Below are 23,112 nucleotides of genomic sequence, written 5' to 3' on the forward strand. Positions count from 1 at the left end.
CTTCTTTACCAGACAATTTCGGCAAGAATTTCATTTTCTTTTACTTTTCCTAACTGAATTGTTTTTAAAGTCCTTACTGTTTTTCCGGCTTTGGTCGTATAAATTTCAACCATAATTGTTGCGGGACCGTTTTCTGTCAATTCTGTTTCGCCAAAATAGTTGCTCTTGATTTGATATTTTCCTTTTACAGCATTTCGAATCAGATATTGTTCAGGACCATATCCCTGTGTAAAATCTTTTGAAAACTTAGCCCCTGCTTCAGTTGTGGTATGACCGTAATAACATTCTTCGCCTGTTGGTTCTATAACATGCAGATCTAAATCAACATCCATCAGGTTCCAGTTCATGATAATTCGAATATCAACCGACATTTTTTCAATATACTTTTTATCTAATTTGCCTGTTTTTAATCCTGAATGCTCTGTCATCAAACGGTTAATATCCATCAGAATAATATCTTCAACTCCTTCATATTGACCGCTCATTTCTCCATAATAATTCACTTCCAAAGCTTTAATTAATTGATCAAAAGCTTCCTGATAGTTGCCTGCATCTTCAAGAGCCAAAGCATAATCACGTAAACTTTGCGGTTCATGAGCTCTCCATTTTACAATTTGCTTTGCAGTGAACAAAGCATCATCAAAATCCTTCCATTGGCGTAAAGTATAGGTCAATGTTTTATAAAGCTGATGATTTTCTAATCCAAGATCGGCAATATTACTGATGACCTGCGATGCTTTTTTGACATCTCCCTGATTGTAAAAAAAGTGTGCCACATCAAAATAGAAACTTGGATTTTTTTCTTGTGATTTTCTCAATTCAAAATACAACTCATATTGTTTTTCTTTTGGTGCCGATGCCAAAGCTTTTAGATACAATCTGTCGGGATTCCAGTTTTTAGTTTCAGTCTGAGCGACATTAACAGCCCCATTTTTGGTAGTAACCACAATTACTCCATTTGATGCTCTGCTTCCGTAAATAGCCGTTGCAGAAGCATCTTTCAAAACATTCATTGAAGCAATATCATCTTTGTTAAGATCTTCCAGTTTTCCTTCGTAAACTACTCCATTTACCAGTATTAAAGGTTCTTTTGCACCCGTAACTGACGCATTTCCTCTTATTGTAACATTATTATTATTTGGCGTCTGCTCTACTTGTACTCCTGCAACTTTACCTGCCAGTGCCTGTGCTACATTATTCGAAAGTCCTGGTGCGACAGCTCTTTCCGGAACATACGATTCCGGTTTTAGGGCTGAATTACTTATTTCTATCGCTTCATTCCCTACTTTTTTCTCTTTTATTTCAGTTATTGTTGGTGCAACAAATTTAACCATATCAACTTTTGGAGCAGATGCAGGATTAGCTTGTGAATCTTCAACTATTGTTGATACAGTACTTGAGCCAACTGGTTCATCAACCGTCAAAACTGCATCTGCATCACCTTTAACCGTTCCGTATCCCATAACAACAACTTCTTGTAGTGCATTAGAGTTTTCTCTCAAATGTACCGTAACCAGATTGTTTCTCCCTACATTTATTTGGGTCGATTCAAAACCAATAAAACTAATATTAAGATCACTGTTCACTGGAGCCTGAATTGTAAAATTACCCTCAAAATCTGTGTTAACCCCTGTTCTTCCACCGTTTAAAGAAACAGCTGCTCCCGGTAATGGCGTGCCTGTTTGATCTAAAACAACACCCGAAACAAACCCTGCCGCAACATTTGTACTTCTTCTTAAAGTGTTACCTGAATTTTGTGAATTTTTAACTTTCGTTTTCACTACTTTTTTAGGAGCCGAATACCTGATGTTTTTTTTCCACCACCCGTTCAATTCATTAAAATAACTTTCTATACTTTCCCAGTTACTTTTTTGCTCAGCCAAGTTCGCAGCATGCTCCTGCTTTTTGATTCTGTCAAACTCCGTTCGCAATTCGGCAGGCGGCATAATATCGTACATAATATAATCCCGAATATCTTCTAAAACAATCAGCGAAGTATTTTTGGTTATAATACCGTATTTCTTACCTAAAAGTTCAATTTCTTCTGCGTTTTTAGCATATTGCAAATCAAGACTGGCTATTTTTTTCTGTGCCCAAAGTTTTTCAATATTGACATCGTTTGTAGTTTGAACCGAAGCGTCTAAAGTTATTTTTCTTTCTAAAACAGCTTCATTGTTATAACCAAACAAAAGCGTTATTTCATTTTTCGGGTTCAGTGAAATTCCGGAAAAACTAAAACCTCCCGAAACTGAAGTCCCTTCCAGCGGAAATAAATCCGTTACCGTAAAGTTTTCTTTTATTCCTAAAAATTTCAAATTATTGTTAACCAGTTTATCTAATGCATTTTCTACATTCAATTGATTCAGATTAATAAAATTTCCACGGGTTTGCATCGAAGCATAATTCAAAAAAGCAAAATCAGCAGAAACCGAAGATGTAATGGTGTAAATCGGCTTTTTAGTCTTTGGTAATATATTGCCACTCAAAGAAGATAAACCATCAGAGAAGAATAAATATTCCTCCTGATTTTCAAAACTGATTTGTGAATAACGTGTTCCTCCATCATATTTTGTGTTCTCCAAAATAGTTTTTAATTCGGACCAGTTTCCATTAGAAACTACAAATTCTTTTTGTTTTTCAAAAGTATAATTCAAAAAGTACAACGTCACTTTTGTATTTTTTAATTTTTGAAAATAAGCGTCCAGCAAATCCAGTTCTTTCTTCAAATCTCTGGTTTGGCAGCTCAACGAATTATCCCAAATCAAACCAATGGAAGCCGGAACTTTTTTAGCAGTTTTATTTCCTTCGATAAAAGTATTTCCGTAAAAATAATGCTGACCGCCTACGTTCTGCATCACAGCACCTGGAATATTTTGCTGAATCGGAATTTTAAAAAGCTTTTTTTCAGAAGGCTGATAATTTTCTTTTTTTATTGAAGCCTGAAAAGATTGATTCCATTGTGAAAAAACAATACTTTCTCCTGAATTTTCAGCCACACTAGGCGAAGCCGAAGCTCCCAAAACCGAAACACTGATCTCAAATTTATCCAGTTTTTTAGGATAGCGGCTCACCAATTGATAGGCCAGATTACTTTTATCAAAAGCAGAAAGTTCTTCTTCATAACCAATAATAACGATTCGTTCTCCGTTTGGCATTAAAGGATAAATTCTGGTTCTGAAATTATTTCCATCCACTTTTTCCAACAAACCAGGATCAACACGACGATGTTCTATGGCCTCAAAAACCTGCTTTCCTTTATTTTTATTTACCGGAACAGCTTCCCGCATTTTACCATTAATATCAATTGCATATCTGGAAACCGAAACATTTTCGGGTAACGGAAAAATAAGTTCTGCTTCCATTTGACGGGTTCCCGAATTAAAAAAATGCATTTCGGCTGTAGTATAGGCAATATTGCCCACCACTTTTACATTGACAAAAAGTTTGTTCATTCTCACTTTTTCAGCTTCATTACCCTTAACGGTTAATTCAGGACTTTGTGCAAAAGTTTTTGTTCCAATAAATAATAGAAAGAAAAGCAATACATTCAAATTCATTTGAAAAATGCCCGGCTTAGACAAACACATATTTAATTTCATGGCACGAAAGTTAAGGTTATATTGATATAGAGAACAAAAAAACAAAAAAGGTTGGGAAGAGATTATTTTTTTATTTTTCATGTCTTTACTTCAAATGTAGTTCACAAAAAAAAAGGTTGTAAAACGAATTTACAACCTTTTAAAAATTTTATTTTTCTAAGAACAATCTCCCCAGTTTATCTTGTTTTTTTCTCGAAGAGTACAAAATCAGTTCGCTTTCGTTTTTTCTGTAATAAACACCCGGTCTAAGTACTAATTCATTTTTAACAGCTTCTTCAGGATCTTTTCGTGTAATTGAACCACTTTCATCAAATATAAAAAGAGATGGAACGGCATTGTTATAGTTTCCTAATCCTTTGATTTTTTCTATATCTGTAATTCCTTTGTTTTTAACATTATCGTTAAAAATCACGTTCAGTTTCCCGTCTTTATACATCGGAATTGCACCTAAATATTCAGGACCTTTACCCAAATCTACCAAAGGTATCATCATAGATGCCCCAACAGAAAAACTTCCATTTCCGCCAATAAGCCCAAATGCCAATGACATTGTGGTTACTGTAGCTGCTTGTTCTTTTGGTAATACATTACTCCAATCTAAAGAACCGTCAGGTTTTAAAGACGTTACTATAATTTCATTTTTAGTGTATGTTACAGGCGTAAATGCCAAAGGCCCAATTCCTGAACTTCTGCCATAATAAACATATTGCAATTCTGAAAGAACAATTAGTCCTCCGTCATTTTTTTCTACTATCGTGGTAATCGTATAAAGAGGTTTTACATCTTTTCCGTTCTTAGCGCGACGCTCACCTATTAGTTTAACTTTTGTTGCATAGTCAAACTCATCAAATTTCACATCAGGACTTGTTGAACTTGCCAAATCTATTGTTGCATTGTAAATCCCTTTTAAGTCTTTATTTCCTTTACCATTGTCACGCACACTCGAATAAAAACCAACCAGTTTCAAAGTATGTTTTGCAGTCGAAATCATTTTACAATTAATAATTTCTTTACCTTTTATATTAATATCGACAATCTCTTTTTTATAAGCATTAGCCTTTATAAATTTATGAATTTGGAATTTCTCGATTTGCTCCTTCTTTTTTGAATCTCTGTAACTTTCGTTGATTACCAGGAAAACATCATTTTCAAAGTTCAATTCAAAATCTGAAATAGTAAACTCATAATCTTTTTTACTGTCATCAAACTTTACTTTTTCAGTATTAGTAAAAAGTACATTTAATTTGTCATCAAATAGTTTTACTTCATACTCAACAGCATCTTCTTTTTTGAACAAAGAGGTATGCATAACAAGCAATGAATTTTCGTCCTGAGAAAGTTTAAAATAAAAATCTCCTTTTTCAGATTTCTTGTCTACAACCGAATTAAATAATAAAATCGACTTATTACCTAAAACACCTGAATCTGAAATCTCTAAACCAACCAGATTAAAAGTTTTTGCCTTTTTATTATATACACTCCCAATTGCATATAACTTTTCGTTTAATAAAAATATTTCATCAAAATCAACTTCTTTATCATCCAGTTTAGGAATGATAATAGGATTTGAAGAAATTATTTTCATAGAATTAGATTCGAAAATCTTCAGAAAAAAATCATCTTTTCCTGCAAGTGCCAGTGCATAAATTTTATTATTTGCCTCACCTATAATTTTTATAATCTTTTGTTTGTCGTCTGGTAGTTCCTCACCATAAGTCATATTAAGATTTTCAATTTTGTTTTGGGCATTTAAGTTCATACAACATATCGCCAGTAATAAAAAAGCAAACGTAATTTTTTTCATGTATAGATTTTGGTTAAGTTAATTTTAATAAGATTTTGTGTGCAAAGAAAACAAAAAAATAGCCTCTCACAAATTGCAAGAGGCTATTTTATTTTAACAATTTTCTTATAACTAATTATCAGGCTATTTAGGCATTAAAAATTTTTTCCTGGTGACCAATACTTTCCTGGTGAATTGCTTTGAACATTTTCAAAACAAACTCTTCAGTAAGACCTTTTTTCTCACCTTCTAAAATCATTTTTCCTAAAATTTCGTTCCAACGGTTGTTTTGAAGAATCGCTACGTTTGCATCTTTTTTCACCTGACCAATTTCGTCAGCTACTTTCATACGTTTTCCTAATAATTCTAATAAGTTAGCATCCAAAACATCGATGTTAGCTCTTAATTTCGTCATTTTTGAACTGTACTCATCTGTAGTATCATCTGTTTTTCTGATCGTCAAATCTTTAATGATTTGTTTCAAAACTTCCGGAGTTACTTGTTGAGCAGCATCAGACCAGGCGTTATCCGGATCGAAGTGCGTTTCGATAATCATACCATCGTAGTTCAAATCTAAAGCCTCTTGCGTTACTTCAAAAATCATTTTACGATCTCCGGTAATGTGAGACGGATCGATGATTAATGGTAAATCAGGGAATTTATTTTGCAATTCGATAGCAATCTGCCATTCTGGAATGTTTCTGTATTTTGTTTTTTCGTAAGTAGAAAAACCTCTGTGAATAACTCCTAATTTCTCGATTCCAGCCATGTGTAAACGCTCAACACCACCTAACCATAAAGCTAAATCCGGGTTTACTGGGTTTTTAACCAAAACGATTTTATCAGTTCCTTTCAACGTATCAGCAATTTCCTGAACAGCAAAAGGGTTTGCAGTTGTACGCGCACCAACCCATAAAACGTCGATATCATGCTCTAAAGCTAATTTACAGTGAGCAGCAGTCGCAACCTCAGTACCCATCAATAAACCAGTTTCAGCTTTTGCTTTTTGCAACCATTTCAAACCAATTTCCCCAACACCTTCAAATCCTCCCGGACGCGTTCTTGGTTTCCAGATTCCCGCTCTGAATACACTCACTTTTGAATCTTTCAATTCATGAGCAATTTTCAAAACCTGATCTTCAGTTTCTGCACTACAAGGTCCAGCTATCACAAGTGGGTGATTTAAATTGAAATCTTCTAACCACTTTCTCATTTCTTTTTTATTTTCCATTTTATTATAGTTTTTACTTTTTAATTAATCCGTTTAATATCTCTTTTATTTTATTTGTGCTTTCCATTTCTTCAAAAATGGCATTGTAATTTTCGTCTTTCAACAAATCCCTAAACCGACTGAGATTTGAAATATATTCTTCTAATGTTTCCAGAACGTGCTCTTTATTTTGCTTAAAAATCGGTGTCCACATTGCGGGAGAACTTTTTGCCAAACGAACGGTACTTTCGAATCCACTTCCCGCCATGTCAAAAATATCCTGTTCGTCTTTTTCCTTATTCATTACCGTTTTCCCGAGCATAAAAGAACTAATGTGAGACAAATGCGAAACGTAAGCAATGTGTTTGTCGTGCGAAGTCGGATCCATATATCGAATCCTCATTCCAATTTCGCTGAAAAGCTTTAATGCCTTTTCCTGCAATTTAAAAGTGGTTTTTTCCACCTCACAAATAATGTTTGTTTTTCCTTTAAACAAACCTCTTATTGCCGCCGAAGGTCCTGAGAACTCCGTTCCCGCTATCGGATGTGTGGCAATAAAATTTCTTCTTTTTGGGTGACTGGCAACAACATCACAAATTGGTTTTTTAGTCGAACCTACTTCAAAAACAATGGTTTTATCTCCAACTGCATCCAGCACTTTAGGCAAAACCGTCAGCGCCACATCAACCGGAACCGAAACAATTACAAAATCGGCCTCAGCCAAATCTTCAAAGTTCCCTGCCTGATCGATAACGCCCAGATCAATCGCTTCCTGCAAATGATTTTCGTTCTTATCAATTCCAAAAATAGTAGCATCCGGATGTTTCTCTTTGATGTCCAGCACCATAGACCCGCCAATCAGCCCTATTCCTATTACGTATACTTTCATAATTCTTTTTATTAGAAGCTAATTCCTGCTATCCGCTTCAATCTTTTCTGCCGAACCCCGGCAAAAAAGGATTTCCACTTCTATCAGGGCTAGGGCTTCTCGTTTTTTCAAGACCTTTTACAAAGTCTGAAATCAAAAATCGTTAATCTTAAATCTAAAATCAATCTTTCTTTATGACTTTCGACTTAGAATCTATCAATCGCTTCTTGTACTTTTTCCTCTTTAACACATAACGAGAATCTGATATAACCTTCTCCGTTACTCCCAAAAATGGTTCCCGGAGTAATGAAAATATGTTTCTCATATAATATTTCGTCAATGAACTTCTCTGCTGATTCAATTCCTTCCGGAAGTTTCGCCCAAACAAAAAGCCCGACTCCTTCTTTGTAGACTTTACAGTTTAACTTTTCAGCTAATTTCTCCGTTAATTCTCTACGGCGTCTGTAAATTTTGTTTTGATCTTCGAACCACGATTTATCACATTTTAAAGCGGCGATTGCGCCTTTTTGAATCCCGTAGAACATGCCGCTGTCCATGTTGCTTTTTACTTTTAAGACTGCATCGATAATTTCAGGATTTCCTAAAACCATTCCTACTCTCCAGCCTGCCATGTTGAACGTTTTACTAAGTGAATTCAATTCTAAAGCCACATCCTTCGCACCTTCAACCTGTAATAAACTCATCGGATTATCATTCAAAACAAAACTATACGGATTGTCGTTGATCAGTAATATGTTGTGTTTTTTAGCAAAAGCAACCAATTTTTCAAATAACGCTAAACTTCCTCTCGCTCCTGTGGGCATGTGCGGATAACCCAGCCACATTATTTTTACTTTCGAAAGATCCAGTTTTTCCAAAGCTTCAAAATCCGGCTCCCAGGCATTAGCTTCTTTCAAATCATAATAAACCGGAACTGCTTCTACCAAATTGGTTACCGAAGTATAAGTTGGATAACCCGGATTCGGAATCAAAACATGATCGCCCGGATTTAAAAATGCAAGCGAAATATGCATAATTCCTTCTTTTGAACCCATCAATGGTAAAATCTCATTATTCGGATTCACTGCAACACCAAATTGATCCTGATAAAAATCTGCCATCGCCTGCCTCATTTCCGGTAATCCCTGATAGCTTTGATAACCATGTCCGTTTTCGTCCTGAATTGCCGCGGCTACCGCTTCAATTACTGCTTTTGACGGACTCAAATCAGGGCTTCCAATTCCCATATTGATGATTGATTTTCCTTCAGACATGAGTTGACGAACTTCTCTCAGTTTTGATGAGAAATAGTATTCTTCAACTGTATCTAATCGTTTTGCTGTTGTAATCATTTTTTTAAATTTTTGCTTTAGGCTTTAGGCCGTAAGCTTTATGCTCTTTTTATTTTTGACTTTATGACTTTCGACTTTCCAACTTTAAGACTGACTCAAAGGCTTCGTGTTTTTATATTCTCCCAACACCTTAAAATATTCTGCCATAATATTTAATAATGATTTGGCTTTTGAATAATCTTCGTAATTCTCGAATGTTACGTCTACGAAGAATGAATATTTCCATGGTGTTTCAATTTTTGGAAGCGACTGGATTTTTGTTAAATTCAGCTTGCAGTCGCTCATTACATTCAAAACTGCTGCTAAACTTCCTCTTTTATGATCCAGTTCAAATTTTACAGATGCTCTGTTGATTTCGCTTTCCGGCAAAAATGAATTTTGCTTTTTGATGATTACGAAACGTGTCATATTGTTTTTGATCGTTTGAATCGACGGCGCAAGAATATCTAAATCGTACATCTCAGCAGCTGTTTGACTTGCAATTGCTGCAATTCCGGTTAATTGATTTTGCTGAATTCTTCTTGCCGTTTCTGCTGTATCTTTATCCTCAACCAATTTGATATTTGGATATTGTTTTAAAAAATCCATACACTGCAAAAGTGCCATTGGGTGTGAATGAACTTCTCTGATATCTTCAATTTTCTGCCCTTTTAAAGCCATTAAATTCTGCTGAATATTCAAATAATGCTCTCCAATAATGTGTAAATTATTCTTGTCAATCAAAGCATAATTCGGGATAATTGGTCCTGCAATTGAGTTTTCAATCGCCATAACTGCCTGATTAGATTTTCCTGTAAGAAGGCTGTCAACCAATTCCTCAAAAGACAGACATTCATCAATATCCACACTTTCAGAAAAATACTCCTTCACAACCTGATGATGAAAAGAACCTTTGATACCTTGTATTGCAATCTTAGTTGTCATATAGTCAAAAAAAAATCCTGATTTTCATCAGGATTGTATATTATTTTTATTTGTCTTTTAATTTTCTCAAATAACCATAGCACAATCCTAACTTCTACTAAAGAAGAAATAAAAGTTGTTGCTAAAATAAAAACGGTTAGTTGCCATTTTGTTTGTGTTATTTTTTAAATTCTGTGCGAATGTATAAATTATTTTAACCTCACCAAAAAAAATAATGCATTTTATGAAACAAAAAAGGATTTCTTAACAAATTTAAGCGGTTTTGTATGATAATTTAATAAAACAGGCTTAAAATGGGATTTATACAATTGGTTTTGAGGGAGATTGTGTTATTTTTTTGTATGATTACTCAACATCGTCAATTTCGACGAAGAAAACCCAAGCTATAGCAAATAGGTAAAAATTAATTGAATAGAATTTTTTTAGCACCAATTACGGTAGACGGGTTTGAAACCCGTCTAAAACAATCCTGAAACCGGTTTATTCTTAATCCCGATTTTTGAATAATCAAAACTCATTTTTTGCTGTAATAAGGAAGCATAAACAGACCTGAAATCAATTTGGTGTTTTAAATCGCCATTATCCAAATCTGCTAAATTAGGATTATTACCTAAAATTGTTCCTTTATTATTTCCTCCTATGATGAACATTGGCGCTGCAGTTCCGTGATCGGTTCCGCTTCCGTTGTCTTTTACGCGTCTTCCAAATTCAGAAAAGACCACAATGGTTACGTTTTGAAGCAATTGCGCCTGTTTCAAATCATTATAAAAACTAAAAAGAGCATCATTGAGTTCAGTTAATTTTCGCTCGTGAATAGAAAGCTGGTTATCGTGCGTATCAAATCCGCCAAGCGAGGTGTAATATACTTTCGAATTCAGATTTCCTTTTACCAATCTGGCAATCCATTCCAGGTTTTTAGACAATCCGGTTTTAGGATAACTGACTTCTGTTTTAGACTGCTTCAAGGCATTCTGAATATCATCTGATCCTTCTACAACCGAATTGGCAATTTTTCGAACGAAATCCAATTGCGGATTATCGGATAGTTTTTCATTTTCCTTATTTGATTTTACCTTAAAACGATCCGGGTCTTTTACCGTTATTGTATTCGGTTCCAATCCTTTTAATGCCAAATTATCAATCGAATCCAGATTGATTCCGGCAGTTGGCTGATGGTCGTGACATTGCAGATCTAAATACCTTCCTAACCAGCCTTCATTGATATATTTATTAGAATCAGCAGCCGTCTGCCAAATTTCCTGACTGCGGAAATGAGAACGAACCGGTTCCGGATAACCGACATTCTGAACTACACTTAAATCTCCGTTTTGCTGCATTTGGGCAAAATCTTTCAATGCAGGATGAAATGCCATCCCTTTATTTTTACCTACAACTGTGTCTTTATTTAACGCAATTTTAGTTCTGAAATCATAATACAACGGATCATCATACGGAATAAACGTATTCAATCCGTCGTTTCCTCCATTGAGCTGAACAAAAACAAGACATTGCTCACCAATTACCAAATTACTTTGTTCACCAAATGCATGCAAAAAGCTTGGAAGCACCAGCATTCCACCGGTAAAAGTCCCTGTTAAGGTTAGAAAATTTCTTCTGTTCATAATGACAAACTTTAAATTAATTGATACTCAGGTAATTTGGTGATATAATTAAACAAACGAACAACTGCGTAATTGGCATTAGGATTTTTAGGATCAAAATCATATTTCAGTAAATTTTCCATGTCTTTTTGCGTCGAATCATTTACTTTAAATAATAACCTGTTGGATAATTCGGTAATGATAGTTTTATTATTTCCATCAGAATCATATTGTATTTTGACCTCTTTTTTCTCCAATTCTTTTTTCGGCTTCGGATTGTCTTCACTCATCCTATTATTGATTATTTTTTTTGAAAGACTCCGACCACTGCAAAGCAAATCCGAAGTATTATTTCGCTGCAGATATACTTGTGAAGTCAGCCATGAATTTCCTCCATCCCAGCCTTTCACATTGACCTGATTGTACAAATCCATTCCTTGCTGTTTTAGAAAAGCAACAATCATGGTTTCATCATAACCCTTCAATTGTAATTCATCAATAAGCTGAAAAATGTAAACCAACGGATCCTTAATTTTATTTCCCGAAACATCCTTGGCGTATTCTTCTGTAAAGATTTTAGTAAGCAATGGCTCAATTTCAAAATTTACTTTTCTGAAATAATCACCATAATACTTTACCGATTCCTCTGATGGGCTGTCATAAAGAAACCATTTCAGAATTTTTCGTGTAATGAAATACGGAATATTTTTTTGTTCAAAAATAATATCAACTAAATCATCCGCTTTCCAGTTTCCTGTTCTTCCAAAATAGGTTTTATTACTATTGTCTTCTGAATTTTTTCTGTAAACAGCACCTTCGTCACCATAATTTAATCCTGCCAGGGCTTTTGCACCGTTTTTAATATCCTCTTCGGTATAATTCCCGATTCCGATGGTGAATAATTCCAGTAATTCACGACTCAGGTTTTCGTTTATTTTGCCTTTTTTATTATCAACATTATCGAGGTATTTGACCATAGCATTCGACTTCACCATCTGTTTGGTCAGCTCCTTGAAATTTCCAAAAGCATTTTCCCGTAAAATCATGTTGTGCTGGTAAATCCAGTAATTGATTTTTACTTTTTGCGAAGTGGACACGAAATGATTGTGCCAGAAACAAACCATTTTTTCACGTAACGGAAATTCGTCTGTTTGCATTTTGGCAACCCACCATTTTTTTAATTCGGCTGTAATCAGGGTTTCTTTTCTCTGAATTTTATTTTTCTCTTCGGGATCGAGATTTTTTACGGACTGACGTAATTCTTTGTATTCAGCAATTGTTTTGGGACTGTCTTGTAAAAAAGCAGGAAATTGGGTATCAAATTTTGAATCATAAGATTTCTTTAGAAATTTTTCTAATCCTATTTTTTCAATTTTAGCAGCTTCTTTTCCTGAGAAGCCCAATCGTAACGACCAAAGATTGCTTTTTTTCATAAATTAAGAATTATTTAAGAATAAGACTTTGGATTTTTGAAAAGGTTTAATTGGAGTAGATTTTGAGATGTTAAGTTACTAAAGTTCTGGATTTTTAGTTAATTATAAACACAACTCAAATATTTATTATTTAAAGAAATTTAGTCTTTTTTAATGATTATAGATATCACCAAATTTTTCTTCTAAAAATATTGTCTTTTCTCAATCCCAAAAATGGTCTGTTATCTCCATTTGCTCTAAATACAATTAAATCGGTTACATCAGGAGTAACAAATTTTGGCATTTCTGGTTTAATTTGGTTAACAGGTATTTTTTCTGTTCCAAAACCATGTTTTTGAGCGACACTTATTTGATTCCAAGATAGATTACAAAGTTTTTTTAACCTTTCAATAAAATCAGCATAGAACTTGTAATCTTTATTTGGTGCTGTTTGTAAATGTTTAAAACAAAATACTGGATAATCTATTACAATATTATTATCTGTGGGAACCTTAATTTTATTTTCTTTAATACTTTTCTTTTTAATACGCCCCATCTACTCAATAATTTGAGTTTTAAAATATTCTCTTAATAAATCATAAGAAATTTCTCCTTGAGGGTTTTCATGAAAAACTTTCTTCCATGGCAACTCTGAATGTGTCAAATTCATCAACTTTATCGCAGAAAATTGACCGTATTCTGTCATTACTTCTTTGAATAGTTCTTCCTCTTCATAAGACAGTTCTACAATTTGTTCATCACCCTTTAAGGTGATTGCACCCGCACCAAAATCTTTAAAATAATAGTATGCATCCCTTACAACAGGGCCATATTGCCAAGCTTCAATTTCGTTATCAAACAATCTTTTATCAAACACAGCAATAAAAAAACCTTGCATGTAATATAGCATTTTTTGCAGCTTTAAGTTTGAAATAATCTCTCCTTGACTAGCATCAGTATTTGCAATAATTTTATTTGAAATTTCTAAAACTGAATAGCTCATAAAGTTTAATTTTCAACAAACTTAAACAATTATTTCAAAATAGAAATTTTTTGAAGGTTTTTTCATTCAAAAAAATTATCTCGTAAAAAAAAGCAGCTATCATGATAATAACTGCTTTCTATTAACTTCAGAATAAATCTTTTCTCTTTATTCTATCTTCTTTATTCTAAAAAATTAAGACCCACACATCTCACAATCTTCAGGACCAGCGGCTTGTGCTTTTAAGAGCATTGCTTTGTATTCCTCAATATTGATTTCTTCAGTTTCTGCAACTAAAGCTGGTGTTTCTTCTTTTTTATCATTGTTTAATGTGAATTTAATCGCATCAACTGCTGATTTTGTTCTCAGGTAATACATACCTGTTTTTAAACCTGACTGCCATGCGTAGAAGTGCATTGATGTAAGTTTAGAATAGTTGGCATCCTGCATGAACAAGTTCAGTGACTGAGACTGGTCAATGAAATATCCTCTTTGACGGGACATATCGATAATATCTTTCATCGACATTTCCCAAACCGTTTTGTATAATTCTTTCAAGTCTTGCGGAATCACATCAATATTTTGAACTGATCCGTTATGACGCATGATCTCCTGTTTCAATGTTTCGTTCCACAAACCTCTTTCAACTAAATCATGCAATAAATGTTTGTTTACTACGATGAATTCACCGGACAATACGCGACGTGTGTAAATGTTTGATGTATATGGTTCGAAAGCTTCGTTGTTTCCTAAAATTTGCGAAGTCGAAGCAGTTGGCATTGGCGCAACCAATAATGAATTACGAACTCCATGCTCTACTACTTCTTTTCTTAAAGATGCCCAGTCCCAACGACCAGATAATTCCTCATCTTTCATTCCCCACATGTTGTATTGGAATTCTCCTTTAGACATTGGAGAACCTTCAAATGTAGAATATGGCCCTTCTTCTTTCGCCATTTCCATAGAAGCGGTTACGGCTGCAAAATATAACGTTTCGAAAATTTCCTGGTTTAATTTTTTAGCTTCATCACTTGTAAACGGCATACGAAGCATGATAAAAGCATCTGCCAGACCTTGCACGCCCAATCCTACCGGACGGTGACGCATGTTAGAATTTTCAGCTTCTTTTACCGGATAGTAGTTTCTGTCGATTACTTTATTCAGGTTACGAGTTACACGTTTTGTAACATTGTAAAGTGCTTCGTGATCGAATTTTCCGTTTTCAATAAACATTGGTAATGAGATTGAAGCTAAATTACAAACCGCGATTTCATCTTTTGATGTGTACTCCATAATCTCAGTACACAAGTTTGAAGAACGAATTGTCCCTAAATTCTTGTGGTTCGATTTACGGTTTGCAGCATCTTTGTACAACATATATGGTGTTCCGGTCTCGATTTGAGATTCAAGGATTTTCTCCCATAATTCACGAGCTCGGATTGTTTTTCTTCCTTTTCCTCTAAATTCATAATCGGTATATAATGCTTCGAATTCTTCTCCGTAAACATCATATAATCCCGGACATTCATTTGGACACATTAAAGTCCAAGTTGTATCTTCCTGAACACGTTTCATGAATAAATCTGAAGTCCACATGGCGAAGAATAAATCTCTTGCACGCATTTCTTCTTTTCCTGTATTTTTCTTCAAATCAAGGAAATCAAAAATATCAGCATGCCAGGTTTCGATGTAAATTGCAAAACTACCTTTACGTTTTCCACCACCCTGATCTACGTAGCGAGCCGTATCGTTGAACACTCTCAACATAGGCACAATTCCATTTGAAGTTCCGTTTGTACCACGAATGTAAGATCCTGTCGCACGAACGTTATGAATAGAAAGACCAATTCCTCCGGCTGATTGCGAGATTTTAGCCGTTTGTTTTAAGGTATCGTAAATACCATCAATACTGTCATCCTGCATAGCCAAAAGGAAACAAGAAGACATTTGCGGTTTTGGAGTTCCTGCGTTGAACAACGTTGGTGTTGCGTGCGTGAAATATTTTTTAGACATTAAATCGTAAGTCTCAATTACCGATTTTAAATCATCTAAGTGAATACCCACCGAAACACGCATTAACATGTGCTGTGGACGTTCTACGATTTTTCCGTTTATTTTAAGAAGATACGAACGCTCTAAGGTTTTAAAACCAAAGTAGTCATAATTAAAATCTCGTGTATAAATGATATGAGAATCTAAGAAAGCTGCATTTTCCTGAATCACTTTAAACACGTCATCAGCAATTAATGGTGCATCCTGACCATTTCTTGGATTTACGTAGTGATACATATCTTTCATCGTTTCTGAAAACGATTTTTTAGTATTCGAATGTAGGTTTGAAATTGCCACACGAGCTGCCAATTGCGCATAATCAGGATGTGCAATAGTCATAGAAGCCGCAGTTTCTGCCGCAAGATTATCAAGTTCAGAGGTAGAAACCCCATCATACAATCCCTCAATAACACGCATGGCTACCTTAACAGGATCTACAAGCTCATTAAGCCCGTAACACAATTTTTTGATTCTTTCTGTAATCTTATCAAACATTACAGGCTCTTTATGGCCATCTCTTTTTACTACATACATAAGCTTACTTTTTTATAGTTATTGAAAAAATGAAAGACACCGGAAAATAAATTTTCCGGTACTTAAACATTGCGTGTTTTTAAATTATTATATTTTGCAAGAGATTATAAAATCTCCATGGTTATTCGTTTTCAATCTAAAACATAGATGAAAAAAAATCGTAAAAAATGCAACCGGATCTGCAATTTGGGAAAGAGATCCAATCTAAAAATTCTGTCTAGTATAGAAACTTTTGTTTCTTAAAATTATTGTGTTCTTAGTGTTTCGTGGTAGACACTAAAATGCAGTTTTTTATTCTAAAAATCTGCATCAAATGAAATTTTCTGAGCATCACTATCTGTGTTCATCACACCAGATTTTTGATACTCGGCAACACGTTTCTCAAAGAAATTGGTTTTTCCCTGAAGAGAAATCATATCCATGAAATCAAACGGATTCGCAGATCCATATACACGTTCGCAGCCTAATTCTACTAATAATCTGTCGGCAACAAATTCTAAGTATTGCGTCATTAAAGTTGCGTTCATACCAATTAAACTTACCGGAAGTGATTCTGTTACAAACTCTCTTTCGATATTTAAAGCATCAACAATGATTTCTTTGATTCTTTCTTTTGGCACTTTATTAACCAAATGATGATTATGCAAGTGAACCGCAAAGTCACAATGCACGCCTTCATCACGTGAAATCAATTCATTAGAAAATGTTAAACCTGGCATTAAACCACGTTTTTTCAACCAATAAATAGAACAAAAAGCTCCAGAGAAGAAAATACCTTCAACGGCAGCAAAAGCAATAAGTCTTTCAGCAAACGAATCAGATTCAATCCATTTTAAAGCCCATTCTGCTTTTTTACCAATTGCAGGAAAAACTTCCAAAGCATTAAATAATTCTGCTTTTTCCGCTTCGTCTTTCACGTAAGTATCAATTAATAAAGAATAAGTCTCACTGTGAATATTCTCCATCATGATTTGGAAACCATAAAAGAATTTTGCCTCAGCATACTGAACTTCGTTGACAAAATTCTCTGCAAGATTTTCATTTACGATTCCGTCAGAAGCAGCAAAAAATGCTAAAATGTGTTTAATAAAATATCTTTCATCATCACTTAATTTATTGTTCCAATCTGTCAAGTCCTGGTGCAAATCGATTTCTTCGGCAGTCCAAAAACTAGCTTCCATTTTCTTATACCATTCCCAAATATCATGATGTTTAATTGGAAAAATAACAAAACGATTCTTATTTTCTTGTAAAATTGGTTCAACTTGTGACATTGTATTTTTGTTTAATTTTTATAATGAATTTCCCCTTATTCAGAACGATTACAAAGATTGTCATTTATCGCCAAAAATAAAAGCCAAACTTATTCACAATCGAGGGTAGTTTTTAACAAAGGTTAAAAATTGAATCTTTTTTCAGACAATATTTAATTTATTGTAAATGAAACACTTAAACAACTCAATTACACCCTAAAGCCCTGTAAAATATAGACTTTTTATAATAAAAAGCAAATACTTTATGATTGTTTTAAAAAGTTTTTTTTGAGTTAAAATTTTTATTTTTTGAGGTAAAAAACACCTAAATAAAGTAGTAAAAGAGGGTGTGTATTTTACACTTTTTTATACTCTTCAGCCACCTTTTCCAGCTCCATATACCAGTCTTCGCCAAAACGACGAATCAAGGCTTCTTTGACAAATTTGTAAACCGGAACTTCCAACTCTTTCCCCAAAGAGCAGGCATCGTCGCAAATATCCCATTTATCATAATTCACTGCAGCAAATTCCGTAAAATCTTTTACACGGATTGGATACAAATGACATGAAACCGGTTTTTTCCAATCAACAATTCCCTGATTATAGGCCTGCTCAATTCCGCAAAGAGCGGTTTTGCCATCAAAAATTACGTAAGCACAATCTTTATTATCGATTAACGGCGTTTCAAGATCTCCGTCGGTTCCTTTTAACCATGTTCCTTGTGCTTCGATAGCCGCAATTCCTTCTTTTCGTAAAAAAGGTTTTACTTTAGGATATATATCTTCAAGAATTTTAGTTTCTGCTTCACTTAAAGGCGCACCGGCATCTCCGTCAACACAGCAGCCTCCTTTACAAGCTGACAAATTGCACACAAATTCTTTTTCAAGAATATCTTCTGAAATAATGGTTTTTCCTAATTGAAACATGATTGTAAAATACTGAATTTATAAAGTGCAAAGATAGTCAAAGAAAAGACATAAAAAATTTACCGCAGAGATTCGCAGAGGTTTACACCAAGCTTCACAAAGATTTATTCTTTATTTAATCCACTTAAAATAATTTTTCGTGACTCTTTGCGAAAAATCTTTGTAAAACTCTGTGGTAAAAACTACAATTGTTACAAATTTTTTATTTCAAACCACTAAAACATGTTTTTATAACAAAAATATATTCTGTCAAAAAATCACCCAACTTTATTAGTTACCTTTGCAAAAGTTTTTAAATCCTTAAAATCAAAGCAATATGTTAGAAATCGATTTTAAAGAAATCATCACGGTGAGCATGGTGCTTTTTGCCGTAATTGATATTGTAGGCTCAATTCCTATTATTGTGAATCTAAGAGCAAAAGTAGGACATATAGAATCAGAGAAGGCATCACTTGTTGCCGGAACGATTATGATCGTTTTTCTTTTTGTTGGGGAAGGATTGCTTAACCTTATTGGTATTGATGTACATTCATTTGCCGTGGCAGGTTCTTTTGTGTTATTCTTTCTGGCACTGGAAATGATCTTAGGAATCCATATTTACCGTGACGAAGAACCAGGATCAGCATCTATAGTTCCGTTAGCTTTTCCGTTAATTGCAGGAGCGGGAACCATGACCACTTTATTATCGTTGCGTTCTCAATTTCATACTATTAATATCATAATTGCTATTTTACTAAATATTATTCTGGTATATATCGTTTTAAAGTCTTCAAAAAAAATCGAAAATTTATTAGGAGAGAACGGGCTTGGCGTGGTTCGCAAGACATTTGGAGTAATTCTCTTAGCAATAGCTGTTAAATTATTCGCAGCTAATGTTAAAGGTTTGTTTGTCTAAAGGATATTTTTTTAAATTTGCTTCATAAAATTCTAAAATACAGCTCAAAAAGCTCTGCTTTATTATTTTAGACAAACAAACAGCTTATGAAAATCTTTACTTCCATCTTAGTGGTTTTGGCATTAGCCTTAATCGTTTTTAATATTACACAACTTGACTTTCAAAATCCTTTTCAGGGAGATAGCGCAGTAGCTTTAATTGGAATTGCCGCTTCGTTTTGTGCTGTTTTGATTCTTTTAATCTTTAGAATTTCAAAAAGTATCGAAGAAAAAACAAACGGAAGATAATATGTTTGACGTTTTAATTGTTGGCGGAGGCGTCTCAGGCATGTCATGTGCGCTGGTTTTAGGATCTGCCAAAAACAAAGCTTTTGTAACCGATAAAAAAATCGGAATTTTTACTCACCAGAAAAATTCTTCATTACAGGAAGCTATTTTCTACAATGCTTATGGAATCACGCCAGGCAAATTAGGCTCTGAATTATTATTCGAAAGCACTCAGGATTTAGCCCAAACCTATCCGCATATTTCTCAGATTCCAAATGAAAAAGTAATTAAAATTGAAGGTTTTTATCCTAAATTTAAAGTAATTACAAACAAAAACTCTTATCAGGCAAAAAACATTGTTATCGGAATTGGCTCTGCCAATACTTTTGACATAGAAGGTTTAATGGAATATGTTGAGCCACATAAAAAAGCTTTACCTGAAAAACAGCGCATCCAGCTTAAAAATGACGACCATAAAGTAGCTGACGGCATTTATGTTATTGGTACTTTAGCAGGCTGGAGAAGCCAGTTGGCTATTGCTGCAGGAAGCGGTGCTGCTGTTGCAACCGATATTTTGACTTTATGGAACAATGGTGTGCAGACTCATGCACATGATAGTATTCGATAAATCTTAGAAAATCATTAAACCATATAAGCAATATAAGTTCATGTATGCTTTGCGTATAGATTAGATGATTATATCACTTATATTGTTCTGATTTGCTTCTTATTTACTTAATGGAAACAATTTCAGTAACCTTGATATGTTTTTCATCTTCGCTTTTCCAGATTTCGCCTTTCACCGAAACTTCGTCACCAATTTTCAACTGTTTGTAGTTTTCAGGTCCGCCCACATTTACAATACTGATTGTAGCAAAATATAGTTCCTTTGCATCAGTAGTAATTTTAGCCGTATAGCCGTCTTTTCCTGATTCTATCGAATCTACTTTTCCTGTAACTGTATTATTTTCTTTCATGGTTGCACATGAAATTATAAAAGTCACTAAAACGAATAGAAAGCTTATTTTTAGTATATTTTTCATGTTTTGTTCTTTATTATTTATTGTAGAGCGATACAGCTTCCTGCTATTACTTTTAAACTTTCATCAAATTGTTTCCAGACCCTGATATAACGAAAAGTACCGCTTATCGGATTATTATCAAATGCTCCTTTTAAAGAAACGGTCACAGCAACCACAGCAGTATCATCAATTATATTGATAATTTGATCTGAAGCCTCCAGTAAATCAATTTTCATTTTACCTGAGCGATACGAATTCAAATCAAATTCTTTGGTAATAGTATTTCCATTCGGTAAATTGAACAGCAAATCGTCATGCAGCACCTTTTCCAAAACCGAAACATCTGCTTTTTTAATAGCTGTCAGAAGTTCGATTTCAGCATTTACAACAATTTCTGTTTTCATTATAAAAAAATTAAATGATTATTTTTTTGGATTCAGAACCTTTTTAATCATGGCATCTTCTTTCAGAATGACATCGTAATAATACAATTCGCCATATAATTGTCGGGCAAATTCTGCTGTAATGTATCGATTAACCAAATCTTTAGTTTTATCTAACTTAAGATCCAGACCGGTGAGAAAAATGTAGTTTTTAAATTTTTTAAAATAAACATCAGACTTTTTCATTCTTGTTAAAAACTCATTAAAATGAAGTCCTGCAAATGCATTTCTGTTTTTATCCAATTCTTCAAAAACAAAATGTCCCACGATTCCGGTTTGCATCAAATACGCTACATTTTCATTACCGTGTTCAGCCTCCATTGGCACAAAAACATCCGGTACTATTCCGCCTCCGCCGTATACAATTTTGCCTTTCGGAGTTTTAAATTTTAAAGAATCAGCGACTTTTATACTGTCTTTAGCATATAATTCGCCTGTTTTAATTCTAGCTTCAGACTCTTTAAAATATTCATCGTTTCCTTTGGTATAGGGCTTTTGAATTGATCTTCCGGTTGGCGTATAATATCTCGCTACTGTTAATCGAACGGCCGATCCGTCATTAAAATCCATTTCACGCTGTACCAATCCTTTCCCAAAAGAACGGCGGCCAACGATTGTTCCGCGGTCATTATCCTGAATTGCACCTGCCAGAATTTCACTTGCCGAAGCACTGTTTTCATTAATCAAAACGGTTACTTTTCCGGTTTCAAAACTTCCGCTTTTTGTGGCGTATGTTTTTTCTGTAGTCCCATTTTTGTTTTTGGTAAACACGATAAGCTGTTTGTCTTTCAAAAACTCATCGGCAATAGCCACAGCTTCTTCCATATAACCCCCTCCGTTATCACGAACGTCAATTACCAAAGACTGAATTCCCTTTTGTTTCAATCTTGTCAAACCAGACTTAAACTCATCATAGGTTGTTTCTGCAAAACGATTTATTTTGATGTAACCGGTTTTATTATCAAGTAATAAAGATGCATCTACGCTTTTTAGCGGAATAACATCTCTTTTAATTTTAAACTTCAGTTTCTTTTGTTCCGATTTTCTAAAAACTGTCAATTCTATTTCAGAGCCTTTAATCCCTTTTAGTTTAGAAAATAAACTATCAGAAGGTAATTTTCTACCAAACAATTTTGTTTTTCCGGCATATAAAATTCGATCCCCTGATTTTATTCCGGCTTTTGCCGAAGGTCCGTTTTCAACTGGCTTGATAATCGCAACAGAATCTTTATACATGTAAAAATTAATTCCAACCCCAACAAAATCACCTTTCATACTTTCGGCAACTTCGGCTTGTTCACTTGGCGGAATATAAATTGAATGCGGATCTAATTTGGACAAAATATTATCTACTGTCAGATTGACAATCGAATCCGTATTAACACTGTCAACATACTCATTATTGATAAAATCTATCAGTTTGTTCAGCTTGGTTTTGGAGTAATTTTTAGCCAAAAGCGTGTCCTCCACAGGAGCACTCATGAGGCTTCCGAGAACAGTTCCAAGAGCAAAAGCTGCTCCGATAATAATTGGCAAATATTTTAAATTGAATTTCATTGTTCTTCTAAAACAGGAATATGCTCTACCTCTACACCAGCTTTTAATAAAAACTGAATCCCGGAATCATCACGATATCCATCTTGATACACCACTCTTTTTATTCCTGACTGATGTATTAACTTACTGCATTCTTTGCAGGGTGAAAGTGTAATGTATAAGGTCGCCCCTTCGCACGATTGTGTTGATCTGGCTACTTTTAAAATTGCATTTGCCTCAGCATGCAAAACATCCCAACGGGTTAACCCTTCTTCATCTTCGCAGCAATTTTCAAATCCGGTTGGTGTTCCATTGTAACCATCAGAAATAATCATTCTGTCTTTTACAATTATAGCTCCTACCTTCTTTCGCTTGCAATACGACAGCAAACCCCATTCTTTGGCAATTCGTAAATATGCTCTGTCGTACTTATTTAATTTTTTTATATCCATTA

20 protein-coding genes are annotated in these 23,112 nt (G+C 34.3%); 3 read left to right on the forward strand and 17 right to left on the reverse strand.

Going from position 1 to position 23,112, the window contains the following annotated elements; translation table 11 throughout:
* Positions 1-5: 5 nt before the first annotated feature.
* From FLV_RS05115 to FLV_RS05175, 13 genes are all read right to left on the reverse strand, one after another.
* Positions 6-3,599: a VIT domain-containing protein gene (locus tag FLV_RS05115; protein WP_243231493.1), complete on the reverse strand. Its 3,594-nt coding sequence runs from the start codon at positions 3,597-3,599 to the stop codon at positions 6-8.
* A gap of 148 nt (positions 3,600-3,747) precedes the next feature.
* Positions 3,748-5,403 carry a hypothetical protein gene (locus FLV_RS05120; protein WP_243231495.1) on the reverse strand — a complete coding sequence of 552 codons (1,656 nt, stop codon included), beginning with the start codon at positions 5,401-5,403 and terminating at the stop codon, positions 3,748-3,750.
* Positions 5,404-5,530: 127 nt separating this feature from the next.
* Positions 5,531-6,613, reverse strand: a complete 1,083-nt coding sequence (locus tag FLV_RS05125) for a bifunctional 3-deoxy-7-phosphoheptulonate synthase/chorismate mutase type II (protein WP_243231498.1) — start codon at positions 6,611-6,613, stop codon at positions 5,531-5,533.
* A 13-nt stretch (positions 6,614-6,626) separates the two neighbouring features.
* Positions 6,627-7,481, reverse strand: a complete 855-nt coding sequence (locus tag FLV_RS05130; RefSeq protein ID WP_243231500.1) for a prephenate dehydrogenase — start codon at positions 7,479-7,481, stop codon at positions 6,627-6,629.
* Positions 7,482-7,666: 185 nt separating this feature from the next.
* Positions 7,667-8,812 (reverse strand): pyridoxal phosphate-dependent aminotransferase, encoded by a 1,146-nt coding sequence (locus tag FLV_RS05135; RefSeq protein ID WP_243231505.1) that lies wholly within the window; start codon positions 8,810-8,812, stop codon positions 7,667-7,669.
* Positions 8,813-8,896: 84 nt separating this feature from the next.
* Entirely contained in the window at positions 8,897-9,736 is an 840-nt protein-coding gene (locus tag FLV_RS05140; RefSeq protein WP_243231506.1) for a prephenate dehydratase, read from the reverse strand.
* A gap of 458 nt (positions 9,737-10,194) precedes the next feature.
* Entirely contained in the window at positions 10,195-11,358 is a 1,164-nt protein-coding gene (locus FLV_RS05145) for a DUF1501 domain-containing protein (protein ID WP_243231509.1), read from the reverse strand.
* Between the two features lie 11 nt (positions 11,359-11,369).
* Positions 11,370-12,770, reverse strand: coding sequence for a DUF1800 domain-containing protein (locus tag FLV_RS05150; protein WP_243231512.1), 1,401 nt, complete (start codon positions 12,768-12,770; stop codon positions 11,370-11,372).
* A 166-nt stretch (positions 12,771-12,936) separates the two neighbouring features.
* A complete protein-coding gene (locus tag FLV_RS05155) occupies positions 12,937-13,305 on the reverse strand; it encodes a hypothetical protein (protein ID WP_243231514.1) in 369 nt (122 codons plus the stop codon).
* Complete coding sequence (locus FLV_RS05160; RefSeq protein WP_243231524.1) at positions 13,306-13,752, reverse strand: Panacea domain-containing protein; 447 nt, start codon at positions 13,750-13,752, stop codon at positions 13,306-13,308.
* Between the two features lie 174 nt (positions 13,753-13,926).
* Positions 13,927-16,317: a ribonucleoside-diphosphate reductase subunit alpha gene (locus FLV_RS05165; protein ID WP_243231527.1), complete on the reverse strand. Its 2,391-nt coding sequence runs from the start codon at positions 16,315-16,317 to the stop codon at positions 13,927-13,929.
* A gap of 296 nt (positions 16,318-16,613) precedes the next feature.
* Positions 16,614-17,591, reverse strand: coding sequence for a ribonucleotide-diphosphate reductase subunit beta (locus tag FLV_RS05170; protein WP_243231529.1), 978 nt, complete (start codon positions 17,589-17,591; stop codon positions 16,614-16,616).
* A 335-nt stretch (positions 17,592-17,926) separates the two neighbouring features.
* Positions 17,927-18,496, reverse strand: coding sequence for a DUF3109 family protein (locus FLV_RS05175; RefSeq protein ID WP_243231534.1), 570 nt, complete (start codon positions 18,494-18,496; stop codon positions 17,927-17,929).
* A gap of 316 nt (positions 18,497-18,812) precedes the next feature.
* On the opposite strand from FLV_RS05175, the gene FLV_RS05180 reads away from it, so the two are divergent.
* The 3 genes from FLV_RS05180 to FLV_RS05190 all read left to right on the forward strand — a co-directional run bounded on the left by FLV_RS05180 (position 18,813) and on the right by FLV_RS05190 (position 20,285).
* Positions 18,813-19,391: a MarC family protein gene (locus FLV_RS05180; protein WP_243231536.1), complete on the forward strand. Its 579-nt coding sequence runs from the start codon at positions 18,813-18,815 to the stop codon at positions 19,389-19,391.
* 86 nt (positions 19,392-19,477) lie between these two features.
* Positions 19,478-19,678, forward strand: coding sequence for a hypothetical protein (locus FLV_RS05185; RefSeq protein ID WP_243231539.1), 201 nt, complete (start codon positions 19,478-19,480; stop codon positions 19,676-19,678).
* Position 19,679: 1 nt separating this feature from the next.
* Entirely contained in the window at positions 19,680-20,285 is a 606-nt protein-coding gene (locus FLV_RS05190) for an FAD-dependent oxidoreductase (RefSeq protein WP_243231540.1), read from the forward strand.
* Positions 20,286-20,388: 103 nt separating this feature from the next.
* Here the strand turns inward: FLV_RS05190 and FLV_RS05195 are convergent, their stop codons facing one another.
* Genes FLV_RS05195 through FLV_RS05210 form a run of 4 tightly spaced genes read right to left on the reverse strand, consistent with a single transcriptional unit; the run spans position 20,389 to position 23,110 of the window.
* Positions 20,389-20,700 carry a hypothetical protein gene (locus FLV_RS05195; protein ID WP_243231541.1) on the reverse strand — a complete coding sequence of 104 codons (312 nt, stop codon included), beginning with the start codon at positions 20,698-20,700 and terminating at the stop codon, positions 20,389-20,391.
* Between the two features lie 17 nt (positions 20,701-20,717).
* On the reverse strand, positions 20,718-21,083 hold the full coding sequence (locus FLV_RS05200) for a nuclear transport factor 2 family protein (RefSeq protein ID WP_243231542.1): 366 nt from the start codon (positions 21,081-21,083) through the stop codon (positions 20,718-20,720).
* An 18-nt stretch (positions 21,084-21,101) separates the two neighbouring features.
* Positions 21,102-22,679, reverse strand: a complete 1,578-nt coding sequence (locus FLV_RS05205; protein ID WP_243231543.1) for a S41 family peptidase — start codon at positions 22,677-22,679, stop codon at positions 21,102-21,104.
* Positions 22,676-23,110 carry a deoxycytidylate deaminase gene (locus FLV_RS05210; protein WP_243231544.1) on the reverse strand — a complete coding sequence of 145 codons (435 nt, stop codon included), beginning with the start codon at positions 23,108-23,110 and terminating at the stop codon, positions 22,676-22,678. The genes FLV_RS05205 and FLV_RS05210 overlap by 4 nt, the downstream gene beginning before the upstream one ends.
* Positions 23,111-23,112: the final 2 nt, after the last annotated feature.

The sequence above is a fragment of the Flavobacterium pectinovorum genome (assembly GCF_022802975.1).
Lineage (GTDB): Bacteria > Bacteroidota > Bacteroidia > Flavobacteriales > Flavobacteriaceae > Flavobacterium > Flavobacterium pectinovorum_B.